19 protein-coding genes are annotated in these 23,957 nt (G+C 38.0%); 12 read left to right on the top strand and 7 right to left on the bottom strand.

Annotated features, from left to right (window positions below):
- Window positions 1–61: 61 nt before the first annotated feature.
- Entirely contained in the window at window positions 62–493 is a 432-nt protein-coding gene (locus ACTF48_RS06260) for a hypothetical protein (RefSeq protein WP_438962292.1), read from the top strand.
- 152 nt (window positions 494–645) lie between these two features.
- On the opposite strand, the gene mfd is transcribed toward ACTF48_RS06260, so the two are convergent.
- Entirely contained in the window at window positions 646–4,002 is a 3,357-nt protein-coding gene (gene mfd / locus ACTF48_RS06265; protein WP_438962293.1) for a transcription-repair coupling factor, read from the bottom strand.
- 445 nt (window positions 4,003–4,447) lie between these two features.
- Between mfd and ACTF48_RS06270 the strand changes: the two genes are divergently transcribed.
- Window positions 4,448–5,401: a hypothetical protein gene (locus tag ACTF48_RS06270; RefSeq protein ID WP_438962294.1), complete on the top strand. Its 954-nt coding sequence runs from the start codon at window positions 4,448–4,450 to the stop codon at window positions 5,399–5,401.
- A 252-nt stretch (window positions 5,402–5,653) separates the two neighbouring features.
- Here ACTF48_RS06270 and ACTF48_RS06275 read toward each other — a convergent pair whose 3' ends face one another.
- From ACTF48_RS06275 to gdhA, 6 genes are all read right to left on the bottom strand, one after another.
- A complete protein-coding gene (locus tag ACTF48_RS06275; RefSeq protein ID WP_438962295.1) occupies window positions 5,654–6,502 on the bottom strand; it encodes a hypothetical protein in 849 nt (282 codons plus the stop codon).
- A gap of 24 nt (window positions 6,503–6,526) precedes the next feature.
- On the bottom strand, window positions 6,527–7,162 hold the full coding sequence (pdeM, locus tag ACTF48_RS06280; protein ID WP_438962296.1) for a ligase-associated DNA damage response endonuclease PdeM: 636 nt from the start codon (window positions 7,160–7,162) through the stop codon (window positions 6,527–6,529).
- A gap of 18 nt (window positions 7,163–7,180) precedes the next feature.
- Window positions 7,181–9,589 carry a TonB-dependent receptor gene (locus ACTF48_RS06285; RefSeq protein WP_438962297.1) on the bottom strand — a complete coding sequence of 803 codons (2,409 nt, stop codon included), beginning with the start codon at window positions 9,587–9,589 and terminating at the stop codon, window positions 7,181–7,183.
- On the bottom strand, window positions 9,586–10,308 hold the full coding sequence (gene recO, locus ACTF48_RS06290; protein ID WP_438962298.1) for a DNA repair protein RecO: 723 nt from the start codon (window positions 10,306–10,308) through the stop codon (window positions 9,586–9,588). Before recO ends, ACTF48_RS06285 begins: the two co-directional genes overlap by 4 nt.
- A gap of 1 nt (window position 10,309) precedes the next feature.
- Window positions 10,310–12,592 (bottom strand): type IX secretion system anionic LPS delivery protein PorZ, encoded by a 2,283-nt coding sequence (porZ, locus tag ACTF48_RS06295; protein WP_438962299.1) that lies wholly within the window; start codon window positions 12,590–12,592, stop codon window positions 10,310–10,312.
- A gap of 143 nt (window positions 12,593–12,735) precedes the next feature.
- Window positions 12,736–14,079: an NADP-specific glutamate dehydrogenase gene (gdhA, locus tag ACTF48_RS06300; RefSeq protein ID WP_438962300.1), complete on the bottom strand. Its 1,344-nt coding sequence runs from the start codon at window positions 14,077–14,079 to the stop codon at window positions 12,736–12,738.
- A gap of 488 nt (window positions 14,080–14,567) precedes the next feature.
- On the opposite strand from gdhA, the gene paaZ reads away from it, so the two are divergent.
- The 10 genes from paaZ to ACTF48_RS06350 form a co-directional block, all read left to right on the top strand.
- On the top strand, window positions 14,568–17,105 hold the full coding sequence (paaZ, locus tag ACTF48_RS06305; protein WP_438962301.1) for a phenylacetic acid degradation bifunctional protein PaaZ: 2,538 nt from the start codon (window positions 14,568–14,570) through the stop codon (window positions 17,103–17,105).
- A 93-nt stretch (window positions 17,106–17,198) separates the two neighbouring features.
- The gene (locus ACTF48_RS06310; protein ID WP_438962302.1) at window positions 17,199–17,513 is read left to right on the top strand and encodes a GIY-YIG nuclease family protein; all 315 of its coding nucleotides are present in this window, start codon (window positions 17,199–17,201) and stop codon (window positions 17,511–17,513) included.
- A 115-nt stretch (window positions 17,514–17,628) separates the two neighbouring features.
- The gene (locus tag ACTF48_RS06315) at window positions 17,629–18,381 is read left to right on the top strand and encodes an enoyl-CoA hydratase/isomerase family protein (protein WP_438962303.1); all 753 of its coding nucleotides are present in this window, start codon (window positions 17,629–17,631) and stop codon (window positions 18,379–18,381) included.
- 47 nt (window positions 18,382–18,428) lie between these two features.
- A complete protein-coding gene (locus tag ACTF48_RS06320; protein ID WP_438962304.1) occupies window positions 18,429–18,803 on the top strand; it encodes a four helix bundle protein in 375 nt (124 codons plus the stop codon).
- Between the two features lie 21 nt (window positions 18,804–18,824).
- On the top strand, window positions 18,825–19,424 hold the full coding sequence (locus ACTF48_RS06325; RefSeq protein ID WP_438962305.1) for a transferase hexapeptide repeat family protein: 600 nt from the start codon (window positions 18,825–18,827) through the stop codon (window positions 19,422–19,424).
- Window positions 19,425–19,567: 143 nt separating this feature from the next.
- The gene (gene aqpZ / locus ACTF48_RS06330; protein WP_438962306.1) at window positions 19,568–20,272 is read left to right on the top strand and encodes an aquaporin Z; all 705 of its coding nucleotides are present in this window, start codon (window positions 19,568–19,570) and stop codon (window positions 20,270–20,272) included.
- A 165-nt stretch (window positions 20,273–20,437) separates the two neighbouring features.
- Window positions 20,438–21,727, top strand: a complete 1,290-nt coding sequence (locus tag ACTF48_RS06335) for a dihydrolipoamide acetyltransferase family protein (RefSeq protein ID WP_438962307.1) — start codon at window positions 20,438–20,440, stop codon at window positions 21,725–21,727.
- Between the two features lie 47 nt (window positions 21,728–21,774).
- Window positions 21,775–21,927, top strand: a complete 153-nt coding sequence (locus ACTF48_RS06340) for a GIY-YIG nuclease family protein (RefSeq protein WP_438962308.1) — start codon at window positions 21,775–21,777, stop codon at window positions 21,925–21,927.
- 9 nt (window positions 21,928–21,936) lie between these two features.
- On the top strand, window positions 21,937–22,077 hold the full coding sequence (locus ACTF48_RS06345; protein ID WP_438962309.1) for a hypothetical protein: 141 nt from the start codon (window positions 21,937–21,939) through the stop codon (window positions 22,075–22,077).
- Window positions 22,078–22,195: 118 nt separating this feature from the next.
- Window positions 22,196–23,957 (top strand): alpha-ketoacid dehydrogenase subunit alpha/beta (locus ACTF48_RS06350; RefSeq protein ID WP_438962310.1); only part of this gene is annotated, 1,762 nt, incomplete at its 3' end.

Genomic DNA, 23,957 nt, shown 5'->3' on the forward strand with positions numbered 1-23,957 from the left:
ACCCTACTCACCTGAGTAGGGTTTCTAGTTTATAGTTATTTTTGTACTTCAAAATAATTCTATGGAAATTTTAAAACACGCACATTCTGGATGGGCATACATCGTTGTATTAGTACTAGGTATAGCTACTGTTAATTCACTAATCGGCTTTTTTACTAAAAAAGAATTTGGCAATCGTGATTTCAGTCTAGCGCTAGGTGGCCTTATTGTAACACATATTCAATTATTGATAGGTCTAGTGCTCTACTTCACATCTTCGTGGTTTAACGCTTGGTCTGGTGGTATGAAAGAAGTTATGGGTAACCCAGATGCTCGATTAATGCTCGTGGAACATCCTTTAACCATGATTATAGCGATCACGTTACTTACAATAGGTTACTCTAAACACAAGAAAAAAATTATAAGTCACGGTAAGTTTAAAATGCTCGCAATTTTCTACTCGCTCACTTTCATTCTAGTTCTTTCTAGAATACCATGGAGCCAGTGGTTCTAAATTAGAGTTCTTATACCAAATTGAATTTACAAACACAAATTGGTATTATTAAGACTGTGAAAATAAGTTCACGCTTTCGCGAAAGCGTCATCCTAAAACGCCTTATTCTAAAAAGAACAAGGCGTTTTTTAATGTCACATACCATTTTGATATTAATCAGTAACAGAACTTACTTTTTCTGGAACAGGTATAATCGCTTCTAAGATTTTATATGCTCTATCTACCGTTTTTACATTTTCTACACTTAGGAGCAGTCTCAATCCTGCGCGCGTTTGTTTCTCTTTCATGCGCAATACCTTAGGCTGTTGCTGCACGGCTTGTAGAACTTTTGAAAAGGCATCGCTCTGGTAAAATTTACTTTGCTGGTCTGCTATAAAATAGCCTATGAGCTTATCCTGCTTCATGATCACTTTTTCAAGTCCCATTCTAGCCGCTACCCATTTTAATTGAATACTAGTAAGTAAATCCTCAGCCTGTTCAGGTAATTCACCAAAACGATCTACCAGTTCTTTCTTATAAACGGCAAGTTCCTTTTCATCCTTTACTTCATTGAGTTTAGAATAAAGCGCTAAACGCTCGGTAATGGAGTTGATATAATCATCTGGGTAAAGCAATTCAAACTCCGTATCTATAGTCACATCGCTTACGTGAATTTTATCAGTAGTAACCTGCTCATCATATAGATCTTTGAACTCATTTTCTTTAAGTTCTTCTATGGCCTCGTTGAGAATTTTTTGATAGGTATCAAAACCTATTTCATTCATGAAACCACTTTGCTCTCCACCTAAAATATCTCCTGCACCTCTTATTTCTAGGTCTTTCATAGCAATATTAAAACCGCTACCTAGTTCAGAGAATGTTTCTACAGCTTGGATTCTCTTGCGGGCATCATCAGTCATCATATCATAAGGTGGCGTGATGAAGTAACAAAATGCTTTTTTATTACTACGTCCTACCCTTCCACGCATTTGATGCAAGTCTGATAGTCCAAAGTTGTTGGCATTATTAATGAAAATCGTGTTAGCATTAGGCACATCTAGACCACTTTCTATAATAGTAGTCGCTACTAGTACATCAAACTCGCCATTCATAAAAGCCAGCATTAAGCTTTCCAGTTTTTTACCATCCATTTGTCCATGACCTATCCCTATACGAGCATCAGGCACGGAGCGCTGGATCATTCCTGCAACTTCTTTAATATTTTCGATACGATTATGAACAAAGAATACCTGACCACCACGAGATAATTCATAACTCACAGCATCTCGTATCACCTCTTCAGAAAATCGCACGACTCTGGATTCTATAGGGTGCCTGTTAGGCGGAGCGGTTTTAATCACACTTAAATCACGTGCCGCCATTAATGAGAACTGTAAGGTTCTAGGAATAGGCGTAGCCGTTAAAGTAAGTGTGTCTATATTTTCTTTAATCGTTTTAAGTTTATCCTTTACTCCTACACCAAATTTTTGTTCCTCATCTATAATCAATAATCCTAAGTCTTTAAATTGCACCGATTTACTCACGAGTTGATGCGTTCCTATGACTATATCTACTTGACCGTTTGCCAGTCCTTCTAGAACTCCTTTGCGTTCTTTGGCAGTTCTAAATCTGTTGAGATACTCTACGTTAACTGGTAAATTACCGAGTCGTTCTTTAAAAGATTTAGCATGTTGAAAAGCAAGTATGGTGGTAGGAACAAGTACTGCGACTTGTTTACCATTAACAGCTGCCTTAAAAGCGGCACGTATCGCCACCTCAGTCTTCCCAAAACCTACGTCTCCACAAACTAATCGGTCCATAGGTCGATCGCTTTCCATGTCTGCTTTTACATCAGCCGTGGCGGTGGACTGGTCTGGTGTATCTTCATAAATAAAACTAGCTTCGAGCTCGTTTTGCAAGTAGCCATCGGGTTCAAATTGAAACCCTTTTTTAGCACGTCTCTTTGCATATAACTGGATTAAGTCAAAGGCGATTTGTTTTACCTTAGTCTTTGTCTTAGCCTTTAATTTTTTCCAAGCTGGACTACCCAGTTTATAGACCTTAGGCGCTTTTCCATCTTTACTGGAATATTTAGTGATTTTATGGAGCGAGTGAATGGAAACATAAAGAATATCGCGCTCACCATAGACCAGTTTAATCGCTTCTTGTTTGGTACCGTTTACATCAATCTTTTGAAGCCCACCAAATTTTCCTATTCCATGATCGATGTGTGTTACATAATCACCTATCTCTAAAGTATTTAACTCTTTGAGCGTAATGGCCTGTTTTTTTGCATAGCCATTCTTCAACTGGAATTTATGATAACGGTCAAATATTTGGTGATCTGTATAACAGGCTATGCGCAAGTCATGGTCTATAAAACCTTGAAACAAGGTCATCACCACGGTTTCATACGGCACCTGTGCGCCCATATCGTTAAAGATGTCTTTAAACCTTTTTGCCTGTTGTGCGGTTCCACAAAACAGGTACGTTTTATAACCATTTGCCTCATTTTCTTTGAGGTTTTCTACTAGTAAATCAAACTGTTTATTAAAGGCTGGTTGTGGTGCCGTGCGGTACTGAACCGTTCCCGACTGAGTTGTTAATTCTATTAAGTTATAAGCAGCCAGTTGCTTTTTAACAAGTGTGGCATCACAGAATATCTCCTCTGGTGTGAGCTGTCTGATCTCGCCTTGCAGTTCAGTATATGCTTGTTCCGCTTTCGCGAAAAGCGCATCTAAACGACCATAGAGCAACTCCACATTCTCTGCAAAAATGACGGTCTTACTCGATATATATTTTAAAAAAGATTCTCTGTTTTCCTCTAACTTTTTATGCTCAACATTAGGAATAATAGAGATTTTTTTAATCTGTTCTTTAGAAAGTTGGGTTTCTACATCAAAGACCCGTATGGTATCGATCTCATTTCCAAAAAACTCTATACGATACGGCTCATCATGAGAAAAGCTGAACACATCTAATATTCCACCACGTACAGAAAACTCTCCAGGTTCTGTTACAAAATCTACCCGTTTGAACTGGTATTCAAAGAGCACTTCATTTGCAAAATCTATAGAGATCTGGTCGCCTACCGTAATCTTGAGCGTGTTTTTTTCTAGCTCCTTGCGTGTGACTACTTTTTCAAAAAGAGCCTCAGGATAAGTAACGATAACCGCAGGTTTCTTGCGAGAGTTGATGCGATTGAGCACCTCAGCTCGTAATAACACATTTGCATTATCTGTTTTTTCTATTTGATACGGCCTTCTGTAACTACCTGGGTAGAAGAGCACACGATCATCACCCAGCATTTTTTCAAAATCGTTGAGTAGGTATGCGGCTTGCTCTTTCTCATTTGCAATAATTAAAAAAGGTTTCTCTACTTCTTTAAAAACACTACTTGCAGCTATGGTAAAAGAACTACCATTAAGACCACTTAAATGAGCGTGACCTTGAGAACCAGACGCAACTTCCCGCAAACTTTGTGTTTGTGAGGCTTTTTGGTACTGTTCTAGAATTTTATTAAAACTCAAATCCACCACTTTTAATAGATTGCAAATATAAGAGATGGATATAGCAATTAATCCATTTATAGACGGTTAAGTTGGTTACGCAAAGTTTCTTTTTATAGCATTCATTACTATAAAAACTACACGAACACTACTAAAACCTTTTATTTAATAATTACCCACAAAATATTAAGGCGTTTAAACCATGAAATAAGCTTTTCATCTAATACGACTTTAGGACTTCATAAAAATCCAGTAAAAGTTTAATACCTATTAACTTTGCAACCGGTTTATTAAATCTAATTGTTTAAAACCCCAATAAAAAAGAAATAATTACTGGTTTTTTAACTAATTCTGATCTAAATTTTCTTAAGGTAAGATAAGTTATTTCGGTAACCTGAATATTAAAATAAAATAAATAACACCATAAAAAGTGGGTTTTTCGAAAATTATTAAAATAATAACATCAATGAAAAATATTTTTTTCAACTCTTCTGCACCTAAAAGTTTTGTATTCATTCTTTTTGGTATTTTAATGCTATTCAGTTTTAAAATGAATGCACAAATATGTTTAGACCTACCAGATATACAAGGAACTCCGTGTATGGGTACTGAGACAACATGTGATGCTACTCCTACAGGTTGGACTCCTTATGTAGGAACTCCTGATCTGACTGAGACTAACGCCGCTCCTACAGGTGCAGCTATCACAAATTATATTGGTATGCCTGTGTCTTCTGGAACTGTGGGTTTATTTATTTCAAGTCCAGGAAACATTACATCAGTAAATTCTTTTCAAGAATCTTGGTTTACAACCTTGACGGGATTAACTGTAGGGCAGCAATACACCATACCAGTGGAATGGCAAAGAATAGCTGTATCAACTTTCTCTAATGGAGGTAATCTACGTATGGGTGTTGGCACCACTTTTCAAACTTATACCGTGGATCCTACTGCTGGTGGTGGCTGGCAAACTGATCAGTTCACTTTCACAGCTACAGCGACATCTATGACTTTTGTCATGGGAATGGCAGCTCAAGGATCTAACGCTGCAATCCTTATAGACGCAGGAAATATTTGCTCTACCATACCACCAGCTTGTAATGCAAGTGTTACTGCTCCAGCCCTTAGTGCGTCTACATTAAATAATGTATGTCCTGCCACTACAGCTGATCTAACAAGTATAACAGCTAGCAATACACCAGCTGGAACCAGTGTAACATGGCACAATGCTACACCAGCAAGCAATGCTAATAAAATAGCAAATGCAAACAGCGTGAATGCAGGTACTTTTTATGCTGCTTTTTATGATGGTGTTAATGATTGCTACAGTGGTGTAAGCGGTAATGGTACGACGGCAGTTACAGTAACTATTAACACACCTTGTTGTGGAGCTGGTGATACGCCTCCTGCTTTTAATTAATATGTTAATGAAATAAAAAAGCTTATTAGATGAGTATAGACAGTGGCTCTTTCTAATACTTTAAGATCGTTGTTTAGGAGTAGTGTTCCAAATATAGACTCTATACACCGTAGTTACACAAGGATGACTGCACATGAAATTTACTCACATGTGCAGTCACAACACTAGGTCGTAACTTAGCTTAAAATAAGGTGGAGTTCAATCGCATAAACCCGCCTATTTTAGATGCAACAAATTTCAAAGTATTTTCATTCATGACCCTTTAGAAACTCTCCACTCTACAAATTTCTTAAAAGGATTCGTCTTCATATTTCTAGAGCCATGCATGGCGATCACTATAGTTAACACACAGGCTAAAGTAATGGCCAAATAAGCTATTTGATTAGTTGCTAACTTACTCAACCCATCCATAGGTGTTCTGAAACGCATAAATATAGCAACCAGTGCCCAAACGCCTACCAGTGCAAACTCGCGCATATTACGATAAATCACCATTAACAAATTGACTATAAACGCAATTGTAATCATTGCTAGCGTAGCATAAACTTGCATTTCTACTGCTATATCAAACGTTCCGTTCAAATATGCTGCTATGTTTGCTATAGTCGCTACACTGATCCATCCACTATATAAACATAATGGCCACCATACAAAAGCGATGATAGGAAATGGCGCGTCCCATATTTCCATATCTAGTTTCTTTACGCACATCAATAAACTTACCAGTATTCCTAGCATACAGATTACAGAAACCCCAACCATCTCATCTAACCAAAATACCACCCAAGCCGAACAAAAGATATTGGCAACTAAAAACCAAGGTGCTGTTGTTTTTATAAAATCTGTGTTTTTATCAAGAGGTTTGTTTTGATTTGCTTTTGCAAAAGCGTGATACACTCCATAAATACCAAATACTAAAAGCATTAAAAAAATAATACCCCAAATGGAAAAAGCATAACTCGCAGGCGTAAAAAGATTGTTATACTCAGCACTCAACTCGCCTACCGTTTTACCATTATAGTTTCCCGTGTTTGCATAACCGTTCCAAGCGATTAGAAATATAATACTGATCAAATTGAGGATGGAGAATATTTTTTTCATACCCTAAATATAGTGGAGATTGATCTATTTTAATTCAATGACTTCATCTTCTACGATAGCAAAAACTCGATTTCCTTTCTTAGGTTGCAAGGTGTAAGTTCCTGTAAAATCGCCAAAAGCGGCGAGAATGAATCCATGTTCATTTTTAAAAAAGCAGGATAATTTAATGCGCTGCCTTCCTACTCCTTTCATTTTTATAGAAGGATGCACGTGTCCCGCAATATTAAACTTACCATCTATTTCTTGAGGATGATGTGTTAACACAATAGTTCCCATAGTGAGCTGCTCATAGGTTTTTATACCTAATTGCTCAAAAGAAGACTTACCTATCACATCGTGGTTTCCCATTATGAGTGCCAGTTCTATGGACTGCATGCTCACCCATTGTTCAAAAAAATGCCACTCAGCATTTTTATAAGAGTGAAATAAATCTCCTAAAAACCATAACCTAGATGGGTTAAAAAGCGTAATAATCTCATTAAGTTTATCGTATTCCTTATCATCAGCACTGGCAGGAACAGCCATACCGTTTCTTCTAAAGTGTGCACTTTTACCCAAATGAACATCGGCAAGGAGAATGGTGTCTTGTTCTACCCAATAAGCGGCTCCACTAGCATGGAGTTGAAAAGTTTGTTGAGCAAGTGAGATGGTTAAGTACACAAGGATAAATATGGAACTTTAAAATTGATATCGAGCCCCTAAAATAAAATTTCTTCCAGCAGCACTTACTCCAGAGGAATAAGTTCTATACCGCTGGTCTGTCATATTTTCTAGAGTCACATGAAATGATAACGCCTCATTAAGACTATAACGTGACCTCACATTAAGCGTGTACCACGATGGTGAGTAAGGATTTCCATTATGATCAAGGGCAAATAGTGCCGCACGATCTTGTAAAACTGGAGCAATATCTTCATTATTCAGTTGCCCGTTAAATTGAGTAAAAACTCCTAGTTGCCACTGACCTTTTTGATAATTTATATGTAAATCTCCAAAAGCCGGAGCAACATGGCGCACGGGAATAACAGTTCCGTCCACTCTAGCTTGTTCACCTTTAGTAAGGTTATAATGTCCTAATAGGGTTAAATGATCAGATATTTTATAATTAAGACCTATTTCTAGTCCGTAGATATGAGCGCTTTCGCCATTTTGTATGGCTTGTACTCTACTCAATTCTCCTTGATAATCAATAAAATCCTGACCATCCAGTTCATAATCTTGTGCAACTAGAGCATCTTTTAAATAAGTATAATAAGCATCTATATCAATGGTGAATTTATTATTCCATGTTTTTCTAATTCCTAACTCAGCATTATATGAGTACTCTGATTCTAGATCTGGATTAGGTACGATAACTGTTCCAGGACTAGGGTCAAATATCTTTCCTTTATCATCTATATTAGGTGCTCTAAATGCCGTACTTAAATTTGCTCTGAGTTCCCATTTATGATCCGTAACATAAGTAGCCCCTATTCCTCCTGTTAATGCTCCAGTGTTAATATTTGCAGCTGTAAAAGGGAAGTTGAAAAACCTGTTATTTTCTGTAAAATCAGAATCGATCCATACATGGTTATAACGCAATCCACTATTAACGATCATTTGAGAAGAAACTTTCCACTGGTAACTCGCATAAGCGGCAAGTGAGCGCCATGTAGAACCATCTGGATAACGAGTTGCGGTAGCTGCAAAGGTGTTAGTATCTATATTTTGAACCGTTCCCGTAGAGCTTACTCGGTTATGGATAAACTCTCCACCATAAAACAGTGCATTAGACTCACGATCTCTCCTGGTAAAGTCTATGGATGTAGAAATAGCGTCCACTTGCTCTGCATTTTCAAAACGCTCAGGATCTTGAAAATTTCGAGTAATTCTGCTTTCCTCAAAGCGTTGATATGCGGTGGTTAAAACTGCCTTATCGTACCATTTTCCATTACCTCGATGGGTGATATTAAAATTAGTCATGAGCCATGTTTGTGGCCCATAAAACCATTCTGAGTTTCTAGGCTCTCCGCTTTCGCGAAAGCGATCTAAAGAATCATATCGAGGAAAATCACTGGTTGCAGAATAAATAAGCCCTAAACCAAATTCAAAATCTTGAGTAGGTTGATACCTGAATTTTTGTAACAGATTAAGTTGATCATAACCTGTAGGACGTTGAACTAATGGATCATCGTTTGTAACTAAAAGGTCCTGACCATCACGTCGTACCACATAACTTTCTCTCAAATATTCATCTGGACCATGCGATCCCATGCGCATATCATCAAAGAAATTTGCTGTTATGCTAGTTACTGCTGCCCATTTTTTACTTCCTATGTTAAAATCGAGATGTCCCGTATTTTCATTATTTGCGCTAGCATATCTCAACAAACCATTTCCACTAACTTGCAAAGAGTCTTGATGATACTGAGGTTTAAGAGTAAAAAAGTTCATCACACCTCCTATAGCGTCACTTCCATAAACTACACTTCCAGGTCCCAGGATAACTTCACTGCGCTCTACACTTAATGGATCTATAGAAATAACGTTTTGTAAATTCCCGCTTCTAAAAATGGCAGAGTTCATGCGTACTCCATCTACTGTGAGCAAGAGTCTGTTTGTAGAAAAACCTCTTATCATAGGGCTACCACCACCTTGCTGGGATTTTTGAACAAACACCTGGCCAGATTGTTGTAACAAATCTGCACTGGTTTGCGGATTGTTAAAGGCAATTTCATCCTTATGAATCGCAAATATTTTTTGGGGAATATCCTGCGCACGCTGTTCAAACTTAGAAGCCGATATAATGATAGGATTAAAAAAGTCAGACTGCTGCTGTAGCTTTACAACATTGTTTACTGGTAATCTAGATTTAGATGTTTTTAAAGTAGCATAAGAAATACTCTGGAAATAAATAATTTCTTCATTTGTAAAGTCTTTTAAATCTACTTTCCCTTCAATATTAGAAACAGCCGATTCAGATTTAGACTTATTATAAACAGCTACATTAACTAATGGTTCATTAGATTCCTGATCCACCACCGTAACCACCTGTCCTGCAACAGGTAATACAGACATAACTAAAAATACAAGAAATAGCTTTTTCACGAATCGAACAGCTGTTTGAGAATAGTTAATGATGTAGGTTTTTTAAAAACGTGCAAATGTATCTTAAAATAATCAATGACCAAGTTTAACAGGCTATTGCGCTCTTCACGATTCATTTTTATCTGACTTATTTCATCAAATTTCGTGCCTATAAATTGTTTTATCAAGTTAGTTTCTTCTAAAGTGGCATGGTGTGGTAACATTCCATTATCATCAAAGCTACCATCGAGTAAATTAAAGTATGAATAATTTAAAGTGGTTATATCTGGTTGAAACCCCATGAACGTGGTAAGATCTAGCAAGGTTTTAATAGAAAAGTTTGCTACAGCACTGGACTGATCTAAAAACTGGAAGATACTGGATAAATAGTCGTATAAATCTGGATCGGATTGTTGTTCTGTGAGGACTTGAGTAAGCACCTCAGAAAAAAACATGACCACACTACTCTTTACGATGTCTGTATGAATGGTATCATAAGCAGGAGTGACCTGTGCTTCTTTAATGTATTCTAAAGAACCTTTTCCTTTATGGTTAGTCTCGATTTCTAATTGAACCAGTGGCTGGAAATAAGAAGCTCTTAATTTACCTTTACGGGATTTGCGCACTCCTTTAAGCATGTAGGACTGTGTTCCTAACTCTCTTGTATATAAACGAGCTATTAAGTCTGCTTCACTATATTTTACCGTAGATAATACGATTGCTGGTGTGCGTGTGAGCATATTACCTGATGATCATTAACTTAGAAACTGTAGTTTCTATATTATCATCTGTAGAGATAAATAGCATGTAGACTCCACTTGCTACTTTATTACCACTAAAACTACGCGTGTCCCATAGAATGCTTCCTCCTTGAGAAATAGCTTCATAGACTAGATTACCTTCTATATCTGTAATTTTTACTCGTGCTCGATTAGTAAGCCCATCTATAGTCACATTCCCATCATAACCTGGTCGTACTGGATTAGGAAATGCGTATACATTTTTTAAGTTATCTTGAGGCGCACTTGCTCGATCACCTTTAAAAGCTACTAATCCATTTTTAGTAGCAAAGTAGATCAAGCCGCTCGTTTCATCTATGGCTATATCACGCACTTCATTATCAGGTAATGGTGAGTTATCCTTAGTAAATTGAAAAATAGTTTCGCGACCACTAGGATTGAACAAAAAAGCACCTGAACTTCCTGTAGCAACCCATTTATTATTATTCCCATCCACTTCTATATCCAGAACGGCTTCATCTGCGAGGAGTTCTCTAGGAATTCCATTAATATCTTCTATAATTATGGGTCTAGTATCTGGAATATTATCTGTGAAAAGGCTGTTTGCACTGGAAAGAACTCTTAAACCCAGGTTAGAGCCTATCCATAACTGACCGCGCTGGTCGATCTTTAAAGAACTGACATAATTATTAATAAGATCACCTTCTTGAATACCTTCTGTAATTCTTGAAAACTGATCTATAGCTGGATCAAACCCTACCACTCCACCGCCGGTTGAGCCAAAGATTACCTTATCATTACTAGTAATTTCTATCTTTGTCGTACTACCAGAGCTTGTTACCTCATCATAAATATTACCTACATCATAAGCGGTCCACTGATTAGATGGATTTCTTTTATGTAAAGCCTCATCTACTTGAGACTGTATGACCCATAAATTACCTTGAGAATCATAAGCTCCATCTGGTATTCTAACAAAAAAATCTGATGGTGGTAATATACTGAGTAGCGTACTATTATTTATACCATATTGTATTCCAGCTACACCATTTTCAAAGTCTAACAAACCATTATTCATAGAGTGAACGACTATATCATTAGGATCAACAGGATTAATAGTTATATTAGGAATACTACGCAATCCACTTACCTCATCACTGGTATAGTTGATCCATCCTTCTTCTACCAGATGACTTATTCCCAGAAGTGCATTATCTGGCGTATAAAAAACGGAATGAGCACCGTAAGTTACCCATAGTTCATTAGGCAAGGTTTGTACAGAAAAAATAGAATTTCGGGAAGGCCCATCAGCAACAATAAATTCAAAATCTGTTGGGTCTAGGATATTTTGCCGTATCATTCCAGCAGTTTCAGTACCTATGTAAAGGTCGTTATCTAATAAAATAGCGCTGGTATAATTAAAGCTTTCTCCATCCAGATCAGCCAGGCGATAGACTTCATTAAATAAGGTGTCATAAATAAGTATAAAATCTCTAGTTACATAAGTAACCCTATCTACAGTAGTATGAACATCTCTAGCTCTAGAAGGCAACTGCAACCCTATTCCAGCAAAAACCCCATTAGTTCCAGGAGTAGCTATAAAACGACTTGCAGACACACCATATATCTCATTATTAAAACTGTTCATTTCATCCCAATCTGTAGTATTGAGTTGCGACCAGTTCATAAAATCTAGCAAAAACGGATTTGCAATACTGGCTCTTCTTATACCACCGCCAGTAGTTGCAGCATAAATGAATCCTCCAGAAATATCTAAGGAATTAATTTGCAACTGAGTTCCATTATCTCCTATAAAATAAGTATTATCAAATTCTAGCAAGGCTAAATTATATAATGCGATACCAAAATCTGTTGCCATATACAACAAATCGCCACTTTCAAGAAACTCATTAATTCTTTTATCTGCCGGTGCTATACTTTGTTTATCTCTTATAGACACTATATTGATAACATCACCTGTTTCTGGTAAAATTTGAATCAATCCATTTTCATAGGCTACGACTAGTAAACTTTTATTTTCACTATAATGGATTTGTGAAATAGAATCACCACTTAAACCATTTACAGTTGTAATAGTTTCAAAAGTGTTTAAAGTGGTATTATAAACAAAGATGGAATTATCACTAGCAGCATATATCAAGTTTCCAGACTGATCTAAGTCCACAATGTTTGAATAGGAGAAAAAAGCTTCCCAATTATTTGAGAAATCTTGCGCCACAGACCATTGTGAAATAAATAAAATAAGTAAGAGTAATCGCTTCATAAAAAGCAAACGTTTTTATTTTTTAAAATGATACATCTACAGCAAAAATAAGATAATAAAGCGGTTACTATGAGACATAAAAAAACCTCTGAAAATAATTCAGAGGTTTTTGGTACTTAGGTAACGCTTTTGCGCAAGTTAGATTATACAATCCCTTGTGCCAGCATAGCATCAGCAACTTTTACAAATCCAGCAATGTTTGCTCCTTTTACATAATCTACAAAACCATCACTATCTTTACCATACTCCACACATGCCTCATGAATATCGTTCATGATGCCTTGTAGTTTATCATCTACTTCTTGAGCAGTCCAGCTGTAGCGCATAGAGTTTTGAGACATCTCAAGACCAGAAGTTGCTACTCCACCAGCGTTAGACGCCTTTCCTGGAGAGAATAATATCTTTGTTTCTAAGAAGTGTTCAATAGCTTCTGGAGTACATGGCATGTTTGCTCCTTCACCTACACACATGCAACCGTTAGAGACTAATATCTTTGCCTCTTCACCATTTAACTCGTTTTGAGTAGCACATGGTAACGCGATATCACAGGCTACAGACCATGGACGTTCACCTTCATGATAGGTAGCGCCAGGATATTGATCTACATATTCTGAAATACGACCACGTTTATTATTTTTTAAATCCATAATAAACGCAAGCTTATCTGTATCTATCCCATCCTTATCGTGAATGTAACCACCAGAATCTGACATAGTCACTACTTTTCCACCTAGTTGCAAAATTTTCTCTGCGGCAAATTGTGCTACATTTCCAGAACCAGATATCACTGTAGTTTTTCCTTCTATAGATGCTCCACGAGTCTTTAACATATTTTGAGTAAAGTAAACATTACCATATCCAGTAGCCTCTGGACGGATTAAAGAACCACCATAAGAGCGACCTTTACCTGTAAGAATACCAGTAAACTCATTTCTCAACTTCTTATAGTACCCAAAAAGATACCCAATCTCACGACCACCTACTCCTATATCTCCAGCAGGAACATCAGTATCTGCTCCTATAACTCGCTGTAGTTCAACCATAAATGACTGACAAAAACGCATCACCTCACGGTCTGATTTACCTTTAGGATTAAAGTCAGATCCACCTTTACCACCACCCATAGGTAGCGTGGTTAAACTATTTTTAAACACTTGCTCAAAAGCAAGAAATTTAAGAATACTCAGGTTAACAGATGGGTGAAATCTCAATCCACCTTTATAAGGACCTATAGCGCTATTCATCTGAATACGGTAACCACGGTTCACATGAACCTCACCACTATCATCTGTCCATGGCACACGGAACATAGTAACGCGCTCTGGCTCTGCCATGCGTTCTAGCAACTTATCGCTAGCATATTTTGGATTATTTTTGATAAAAGGTATTACTGCTTCTGCAACCTCAGTAACGGCCTGAATAAACTCTGGCTCATTAGGATTTTTACTTTTTATCAAATCGATAAAACTCTGAATGTCTTTTTCCATTTTTAGTAATAATTGCGTTTTAAGAAAACTTTTTCGTTAATGGTGCAAATATAATTTAATGAACATAAGTGATGTAAATTTTGTCATTTATTTAAGGACTTTAGAAACGATATCTTCAGCATTCATCTTTCACAAAAATATGATCTACATAAAACTCATAACCTAACAGCGTTAAACAGTCCTTTCTATTAAAAGAAAAGAAGATCTGAATATCGTTTTTTATTCTTCAAAAAAAGAATGGAACCTTTTTAAACCCGCACTATAAAACCTATTTAATTATTCCTTTTGGTTTTATACCAAATTGAATCTATAAAGTCTTAACAAATAGCTTCTTTTTCACTTACTTTTCACTTATTCTTAGAATTAAAATAATTTTGGCGGTTGTCAATTTTTAGATTTCTTATTTTCGTGGCTGTTTTGAAAACGATTTCGTAGCATGAATGTTTTGTGTTTACGCTTTCGCGAAAGCGAGATAATTACCATATCATATGATTCTAGAAAGTTACATTAACGGCCAGTGGATCGCCGGAGAAGAAAAAGCAACACGTAATATGTACGACGCTATCACAGGAGAAGTGATAGGTCTAACCAGTACAGAAGGTTTAGATATTGCCAGCGCACTGCAATACGGTCGCGATCATGGTAAGGTGTTGCGAGACATGACCTTCCAGCAACGTGGTAACATGATTAAGAAACTAGCGCTGTATCTCAATAAACGTAAGGCAAAATTCTACGACATCAGTTATAAAACAGGTGCTACACGAGCAGATAGCTGGGTAGATATAGAAGGTGGTTTTGGTAATTTGTTTGCAAATGCAAGTCTGCGTAAACTCTTTCCTGATCAGAGCTATGCTGTAGAAGGCGATCCTATCGATTTATCTCGTGGTGGTCGTTTTATGGCGCACCACATTCTAGTACCACGTAAAGGAGTTGCCGTTCATATTAATGCGTTCAACTTCCCAGTTTGGGGAATGTTAGAAAAATGTGCGGTAAACTGGATGGCAGGTATGCCAGCAGTAGTGTTGCCAGCACCGCAAACAGCCTTTCTTACAGAAGCTGTCGTGCGCGAGATCATAGATTCAGGCATCTTGCCAGAAGGCGCTTTGCAATTATTAAGCGGACTTACCACCAGTATTCTAGATACCGTAAATTCCCAAGATGTCGTGACCTTTACGGGTAGCGCACATACAGGAAGAAAATTAAAAGCACATTCACGATTGCTCGAGGAATCGGTACCATTTAATATGGAGGCAGATTCTTTAAATTCATCAGTTTTAGGACCAGATGCGGTTCCTGGAACAGCCGAGTTTGATATTTTTATTAAAGAAGTACGCAAGGAAATGACTAGTAAAGCTGGTCAAAAATGTACCGCAATACGCCGTATTCTAGTTCCTGAAAACCTGATGGAAGATGTGCAAATCGCACTAGGGAAACAGCTTTCTAGAACCGTGATAGGTGATCCTTTATTGAAAGAAACACGTATGGGCGCATTGATTAACAATGATCAGAAAGCAACATTAAAAGACCAAATCAATAAAATAGCTCAAACCGCAAACCTGGTTTATGGAAACTTAAATGAAGTAGAGATTCATGGTGATCGCGCACAGCAAGGTGCATTTATGTCGCCTATCTTGATGCGAGAAGATCAGCCATTTAAAAACACTGCTGTTCACGAGATCGAGTGTTTTGGTCCGGTGAGTACCTTGATGCCATATAAAAATATAGATGAAGCTATAGAACTTGCTCACATGGGTAAAGGTTCCTTAGTTAGCAGTGTAGTTACTAGTGATGACGCTTTCGCGAAAGCATACACCATAAACGCCGCATCGTCACACGGTAGGATATTGACCTTAAATAAAGATAGTGCACCACAATCTACCGGTCACGGATCGCCATTACCGCTGTTGATTCACGGTGGACCAGGACGTGCTGGTGGTAGCGAAGAAATGGGTGGACTACGAGGCATTAAGCACTACATGCAACGATGCGCCGTGCAAGGAAGTCCGACATCGCTCACAGAAATCACCGGAATTTACCAGCCTAATTCTGATTATAAAAAGACAGAAAACCATCCGTTCTCATACCATTACGAGGACATAAAACCTGGAATGAGTCTGGAAACGCACAAACGCACACTAACCGATACTGATATACAGAATTTTGCAAATCTTACTTGGGATCATTTCTATGCGCATACAGATATTACCAGTCTAGACGGAAGCATTTTTAAGAAACGTACCGCACACGGTTATTTTATCATCAGCGCGGCCGCAGGATTATTTGTGTATCCTAATAAAGGTCCAGTGAGTGCAAATTATGGATTAGAAGACATCCGTTTTTTACGACCGCTGTATCATAATGACACGATTTATGTGCGATTGACCTGTAAAGAAAAACGCGAGCGTGACGTCGCTGGTCGTGAGCATCCATCTGGAATTGTAAAATGGTATGTAGAAGTTTTTGATGCAGAGCCTGTAGATTATGAAAACGGAAAGACCGATGAAGAAGCAACATCACTAGTTGCCGTTGCCACCATTCTTACCATGGTAGAAAAGAAACAAACTGTTTTTCCAGAAATCACTGAAGATTATATCCGTTCCGCCTTCGCGAAATTAAACGCTGACGCGACACCTCAATGGGGAACGATGACACCACAACACATGGTAGAACATTTAGAAATGAGTTACCGCATTGCTGCTGGACAAAGACAAGATTTTGAAGTCGCTACACCAGAGAAATACTTGGAAAAAGTAGCTGCTACCTTGTGGAATTATGATAAAATGCCACAAAACCATAAAATGCCACTCATGAAAGATGGTGAGCTAGAAGATTTAAACCACGACGACTTAGAAACTGCCAAAGCTAAAATGCTAGAAGCCCGTGAGGAATATTTAGATTATTTCAAACGCAATCCTAAAGCAACTACAAAAAATGCTGTTTTTGGGGAATTGACTAAGTATGAGTGGACTTTGCTGGAGCGAAAGCATTTAAGTCACCATTTTGAGCAATTCGATATTTCCGCGTAGGCTATTTTAAAAGACAATACTAGGCGAAACAAATGATTGTTTTTTTGTCAAGCCGTCGCAGGACGGCTTCGCTCAATATTAAACGAGAAGATTATGAAAACAATGTACACCTACATCATGGCTCATATTAAAAATAAGCTGTTCTATGTAGGCGTAACAAATGATATTAAGCAACGTACTTTTGACCATAAAAACGCGACTTTTGAAACCCATGTAGGGAAATATAATATTAAGCAATTAGTATGGTTTGAAGTTCATGACAATCCTACTGTTGCAATCAGGAGAGAAAAATTGATCAAAAAGTGGAAAAGAGAATATAAAATTAACTTGATAGAAAGTATTAATCCCGATTGGAATGATCTAGCCGATGACTGGGATTTCACTGGATTTGTGACAAGTAAAGAATGATTTAAGAAAGATTGAAATAAATAATAAGCGAAGCCGCTATGCAGCGGCTTGACAGTTCAAGAGTCAAGCCTTAGCAGCACGACTTCGCTGAATACAAACACAAAAGCATATTAAAATGAGTGATCCCTACGTAAAAACAAACACAGAAAACCAAATACAAACCATAGAATTCTTTCATCCAGCGCACAACTCGTTGCCAGGTGATATTCTAGCACAACTCGCACAAGCTATTACTGATGCTGGAAATGATGAAGCTACCAAAGTCATTATCCTTAAATCTGGTGGTGAGCGTACTTTTTGTGCAGGAGCAAGCTTTAAAGAATTGATTGCGATTGACGATGAGAAAACTGGCGAAATATTCTTCTCAGGTTTTGCAAATGTCATTAACGCAATGCGCAAGTGTCCTAAATTCATTATAGGTCGTGTACAAGGTAAAACCGTAGGTGGTGGCGTAGGCGTTGCCGCAGCGACAGACTATTGTTTTGCCACAAAATTTGCATCCATAAAATTAAGCGAACTCAACATAGGAATAGGTCCATTTGTGGTAGGTCCAGCCGTAGAGCGCAAACTAGGTCTTACAGGAATGAGCCAGATAGCCATAAACGCAAACGAGTTCTACTCACCAGAATGGGCAAAAAACCAAGGCTTATTTGCCGAAGTTTACGAGTCTACAGAAGCAATGGATGAAGCCGTTCAAAAATTTGCTGAGAACTTATGCACCTACAATCCAGACGCTATGGCCGAAATGAAAAAGATGTTCTGGACCGGTTGTGAAGATTGGGATAACTTACTTTTTGAAAGAGCAAAAATTTCGGGAAGATTAGTGTTGAGTGAATTTACTAAGGAGACGTTGAAGCGCTTTCGCTAGGATCTAGGTATGTGGTATGTGGGATGAGGCTTTCTAAATAGAGGATTATGAAAAGTGATTATCATTTTAAATTTGAAGACTTATTAGTTTATCAAAAGGCTATGGACTTTGGAGAAGTTGTAGATACTTTAGTTCAATCTTTTCCTCAACGAGAGCTTTATGCGCTGAGTTCGCAATACAGGAGAGGAGCAGACTCTATAGCATTGAATATTGCAGAAGGTTATCCAGGAAGTGATGCCCAATTTGTTAAGCATATCAATCATGCTTTACACAGTTCTAATGAATGTGTTTCGGCAAATGAAAAAGCAGTTAGAAGAGGTTATATTACTCATGAACAACGCGAAGAGGTTAGAAAGTTGATAACTGTAATGCAAAAAATGTTGACAAGTTTACGCAGCAAAATTAAACAGAGAAACCCATAAAAATATTTTACCACATACCACATGGCAATTTACAGTTTCAAATCCCACATCCCAGTAATTCACGAAAACTCCTATATCCATCCTCAAGCAACGGTAATAGGTAATGTAATCATCGGTAAAAATTGCTATGTAGGTCCTAGTGCGGTAATCCGCGGTGATTGGGGCGAGATTATTCTGGAAGATGGCGTTAATGTTCAAGAGAATTGTACGGTACACATGTTTCCAGGGAAAAGTATCACGCTTAAAACTGGAGCTCACGTAGGTCATGGTGCCATTATACACGGCGCAAATCTAGGTCGCAATTGTATGATAGGAATGAACAGCGTCATTATGGATGATGCGGTTATAGGAGATGAATGCATAGTAGGCGCGATGGCATTTGTAAAAGCCGAAGCTGTTTTTGAACCACGTTCCTTAATCGTAGGCAATCCAGCTAAAAAAATCAAAAACATCTCTGATCAAATGATCAACTGGAAAACCGCAGGAACTAAGCTCTACCAGCAATTACCAGCAGATTGTCACGAGAGCATGAGAGAAGTAAAGCCTTTAAGAGAAATACCGCAAAATCGTCCTGTTCAAGAAGATTTTTATAAAACCTTGAAAGAATTTAAAGGTAGTTAAGCCATGAATTTATCTATTCGTCTAATAAAACCATCTGTCTTATTAAATATCAACTAATTATTTAATCCACATTACCTTTAGTAAGTTGAAAATTGAACAATGATCATTTTCATACATTTTACTCAACTTAATATAATTAAATAATGAAAAAACTTTTAGCAGAATTTATTGGAACTTTTTGGCTCGTCCTAGGTGGATGTGGTAGTGCAGTACTAGCAGCAGGCGTTGCAGATATAGGAATAGGACTCGTAGGAGTTTCACTAGCCTTTGGTCTTACCGTATTAACAGGTGCTTATGCCTTGGGACATATTTCTGGTGGCCATTTTAATCCTGCCGTTTCCATAGGATTATTTATGGGTGGTAGATTTGAAGGTAAAAACCTTTTAGGTTATATAGTGTCACAAGTTTTAGGTGGTGCGGCAGGTGCAGCGATATTGTATCTAATCATAATTAGCTCTGCAGATTTTACAGGACTAGGATCTAATCCAGGTGCCTTTGCCACTAATTTTTATGATGCAAATGTGTACGGAGTAAACTTTGGAATGATAGGCGCATTAGTGATAGAAGTTGTGATGACCTTTATGTTTTTAATCGTTATTCTAGGAGCAACTCATAAAAACGCCTCGCCAGGTTTTGATGGTATGGCTATAGGTCTAGCCTTAACCTTAATACATTTAATCAGTATTCCCGTAACTAATACTTCAGTAAATCCTGCACGTAGTACTGCCGTAGCGTTATTTGTTCCAGAATCTATGGGGCAATTATGGTTATTCTGGGTAGCGCCTATTGTAGGAGCTGTTCTTGCAGGAATTGTATATAAATTTATGGCACCTCAAAAAGCAGATTAATTCTCATTTTTTCAATCCATAATCTAAAGCCAGAGCAGTAATGTTCTGGCTTTTTTTATTGCGCTTTCGCGAAAGCGTAATTACAACAAAAATTTCACTACTAACAAGCGTTAGTTTTCTTATTTTTATACCATGGCAAAAACTATGGAATTTATACTCCCAAAAATGGGAGAATCAATAACAGAAGGAACCATTCTTAACTGGCTCGTGCAAGAAGGAGAAGGATTTGAAGAAGGCGATATTATCGTAGAAGTAGGAACTGATAAGGTAGATAATGAAGTACCAGCGTCTACTGCTGGAGTGATGTCGCAACATCTTGCAGCGGCTGGAGATGTGGTAGAAATAGGAAGCGCTATTGCGACTTTTGAAGAAACTGATGGAGCGACAGTCACTAGTAAAAACACTAGCGATAACAAACAGCCGATTCCGCAACAAGCTCAAAATGACAAAACAATCAAACAACCGAAGGTTGTAAATTTAAGTTCAAGTTCTCCCAAAGCTTCAACTTCAAGTTCATTCATAAGCAAAGACCTTTTCGTAAGTCCATTAATTGATTCAATCGCTCGCGAGCATCATATTTCTTATGAAGAATTAGCACGTATTCCAGCGACTGGAAACAAAGGAAGATTGCGCAAAAGCGATGTGGTAAACTACTTAAATGATGGTCGTCCCTACCAATTTGCACAAGCAGTTTCAAACGAACCAGATCCTACAGCCTATCGCATACCACAGTTAAACCTAGATAAAGGAACTGGTAAGATTATAGAAATGGATCGCATGCGCAGTATGATTGCAGATCATATGGTGTACAGCAAGCATACCAGTCCACACGTGACTGCTTATGTGGAGGCAGATCTAACCGATTTAGTGAACTGGCGTAATAAAAACAAAGGATCATTCCTAGAAAAATATGGAGAGCGATTAACCTTTACACCATTATTTGTTGATGCAGTAGCACGAGCGATCAAGGAATATCCTAATATCAATGCGAGTGTAGACGGCAAAAACATTATCGTAAAAGAAAATATCAATGTAGGAATGGCAACGGCTTTACCATCAGGAAATTTAATTGTTCCCGTAGTAAAAAATGCAGACCAGAAATCCCTACCAGAAATTGCAGCAGATGTCAATCGTATGGCAAACCTTGCACGCGAAAATAAACTAGGTGGTGACGATATAAAAGGTGGAACGTTTACGATATCAAATGTTGGGACATTTGGTTCCTTAATGGGAACACCTATTATCAATCAGCCAGAAGTTGCTATTCTAGCTACAGGAATTATTAAAAAACGTGCTGAGGTGATCACACGAAATGGAGAAGATAGCATAGAAATACGTAGTATGATGATGTTGAGTTTATCTTTTGATCATCGTGTTGTAGATGGATTTTTAGGTGGCTCGTTTTTGAGAAAAGTTGCAGACAACCTAGAGGTTGCACCTAGTAAAGATTATTAATTTGATGAATTTCCGCACTCGATGCGGAAACTTTTGTAGTCACTAAAATGCCTGTTGTAAGCAACAAAAAATACCATGTGTATCTTCTTGCAAATCGTAAGAATGGAACTATTTATTTGGGAATGACTGGTGAACTAAAACATAGAATTAAGGCTCACAAGGAAGAAAAATATAAAAAAGCCTTTTCAAAAAGATATTAGACCAAACGATTGGTGTATTTTGAAGAATATCAATGGGTACAAGAAGCTCAAGCAAGAGAGAAAAAATTGAAGAAATGGAGGCGTAAATGGAAGATAGATCTCATTGAAAAGGATAATCCAGAGTGGATAGACCTAGCAGAGAGTTGGTGATTCCGTATCAAGTGCGGAAAATGATTTGCATCAATGGTGGAATATAGATTTTAAAAAACATTAAGATTAGTACAATCAGATTCCGCATCAAGTGCGGAAATTCAGTTAGAATAGAAATATGAGTAAGAATCAAGCAGATTCCCCTTTTCGTGGGAAGTTGGAGAAAGCATACCGTAACCTCACCACTGCCAAAGCAATGGCAGAACTCTACGAAGAAAATTTTAAATTAGTTTCTAAGTATGTACACGCGACCAGTCGTGGTCATGAGGTGATACAAACTGCGGTAGGAATGCAGTTGCTACCACAGGATTATGCATTTCCATATTACCGTGATGATGCGATGTTGCTAGCCATAGGAATGAAGCCCTATGATTTAATGTTGCAATTACTAGCTAAAAAAGATGATCCTTTTTCTGGTGGACGTACCTATTACTCGCATCCATCGTTGAATGATATCGATAAGCCTAAAATTCCACATCAGTCCAGTGCCACAGGCATGCAGGCGATTCCTGCTACTGGAGTCGCTTTGGGTTTTCATTACCGTGAGAGTTTAACTAGCAAGCAACGTGAGGCAATCGATTCAAGTTCAAGTTCAGATTCAATAGTCGTTTGTTCCCTAGGAGACGCATCAGTTACTGAAGGAGAAATTGCCGAGGCGTTTCAAATGGCAGCCTTAAAACAACTGCCTATTTTATATCTAGTACAAGATAATGGTTGGGATATTAGTGCCAATGAAGCAGAGACTCGTGCCCAAAACGCTGCAGAATATGCCGCAGGTTTTCATGGAATAGAAGCCATTTCCATAGACGGAACTGACTTTGAGGAAAGTTACAACACCATAAATACGGTTATAGAAAAGATCAGGACAGAACGCAGACCGTTTTTGGTTCACTCTACGGTTCCTTTATTGAACCACCATACCAGCGGTGTGCGCATGGAGTTTTACCGTGATGATTTGGATGAGGCACGCAGCCGTGATCCTTACCCTAAAATGAGAAAATTATTACTCGATAATGGTTTTAGTGAGCAAGATGTGGATGGTTATGACGCTTTCGCGAAAGCGGAAGTAGCACAAGCACTAAATGACGCTATGAACATGCCAGATCCAGATCCAGCAGATTTGTTCACGCACGATTTTGCACCGACACCGATTACCGAAGAAAAAGGAGAACGATCGCCAGATGGCGCAGAGAAAGTCGTGATGGTAGATTGTGCACTATTTGCGATCGAGGAATTGATGCGTAAACATCCAGAATGCTTGCTATACGGGCAAGACGTAGGAGGAAGATTAGGTGGAGTTTTTAGAGAAGCGGCAACACTGGCGCAGAAATTTGGCGATAATAGAGTATTCAACACACCTATTCAAGAAGCATTTATCGTAGGAAGTACGGTAGGAATGAGCGTAGTAGGCTTAAAACCCATCGTAGAAGTACAGTTTGCAGACTACATCTGGCCAGGTTTGAATCAGTTATTTACCGAGGTGTCACGTTCCTGTTATTTAAGTAATGGTAAATGGCCGGTTTCCATGATTTTGCGCGTGCCTATAGGTGCTTATGGCAGCGGTGGACCTTACCATTCCAGCTCTATGGAAAGTGTGGTTTCTAATATCAGAGGTTTAAAAATCGCTTACCCATCTAATGGTGCCGATTTAAAAGGACTCATGAAAGCGGCCTACTATGACCCAAATCCTGTGGTGATTTTTGAGCATAAAGGATTGTACTGGAGTAAAGTCAAAGGAACCAAAGGAGCAACAAGCATAGAACCTAGAGAGGATTATGTGTTGCCTTTTGGAAAAGCTTGGGTACTTCAAGAAATCTGGAAAAAAGAAGAAGAGGAAACGCTTTCCATCATCACTTATGGAATGGGCGTACACTGGGCTA

Source organism: Nonlabens sp. (assembly GCF_965660805.1).
Lineage (GTDB): Bacteria > Bacteroidota > Bacteroidia > Flavobacteriales > Flavobacteriaceae > Nonlabens.

What these genes read in the sequence shown, in the direction of transcription:
- ACTF48_RS06340 (WP_438962308.1), top strand. Translation starts at nt 21,775, where the DNA reads ATGCCTGTTGTAAGCAACAAAAAATACCATGTGTATCTTCTTGCAAAT.
- porZ (WP_438962299.1), bottom strand. Translation starts at nt 12,592, where the DNA reads ATGAAGCGATTACTCTTACTTATTTTATTTATTTCACAATGGTCTGTG.
- recO (WP_438962298.1), bottom strand. Translation starts at nt 10,308, where the DNA reads ATGCTCACACGCACACCAGCAATCGTATTATCTACGGTAAAATATAGT.
- ACTF48_RS06325 (WP_438962305.1), top strand. Translation starts at nt 18,825, where the DNA reads ATGGCAATTTACAGTTTCAAATCCCACATCCCAGTAATTCACGAAAAC.
- ACTF48_RS06275 (WP_438962295.1), bottom strand. Translation starts at nt 6,502, where the DNA reads ATGAAAAAAATATTCTCCATCCTCAATTTGATCAGTATTATATTTCTA.
- ACTF48_RS06335 (WP_438962307.1), top strand. Translation starts at nt 20,438, where the DNA reads ATGGGAGAATCAATAACAGAAGGAACCATTCTTAACTGGCTCGTGCAA.
- paaZ (WP_438962301.1), top strand. Translation starts at nt 14,568, where the DNA reads ATGATTCTAGAAAGTTACATTAACGGCCAGTGGATCGCCGGAGAAGAA.
- ACTF48_RS06270 (WP_438962294.1), top strand. Translation starts at nt 4,448, where the DNA reads ATGAAAAATATTTTTTTCAACTCTTCTGCACCTAAAAGTTTTGTATTC.
- ACTF48_RS06320 (WP_438962304.1), top strand. Translation starts at nt 18,429, where the DNA reads ATGAAAAGTGATTATCATTTTAAATTTGAAGACTTATTAGTTTATCAA.
- ACTF48_RS06315 (WP_438962303.1), top strand. Translation starts at nt 17,629, where the DNA reads ATGAGTGATCCCTACGTAAAAACAAACACAGAAAACCAAATACAAACC.
- ACTF48_RS06260 (WP_438962292.1), top strand. Translation starts at nt 62, where the DNA reads ATGGAAATTTTAAAACACGCACATTCTGGATGGGCATACATCGTTGTA.
- aqpZ (WP_438962306.1), top strand. Translation starts at nt 19,568, where the DNA reads ATGAAAAAACTTTTAGCAGAATTTATTGGAACTTTTTGGCTCGTCCTA.
- ACTF48_RS06310 (WP_438962302.1), top strand. Translation starts at nt 17,199, where the DNA reads ATGAAAACAATGTACACCTACATCATGGCTCATATTAAAAATAAGCTG.
- gdhA (WP_438962300.1), bottom strand. Translation starts at nt 14,079, where the DNA reads ATGGAAAAAGACATTCAGAGTTTTATCGATTTGATAAAAAGTAAAAAT.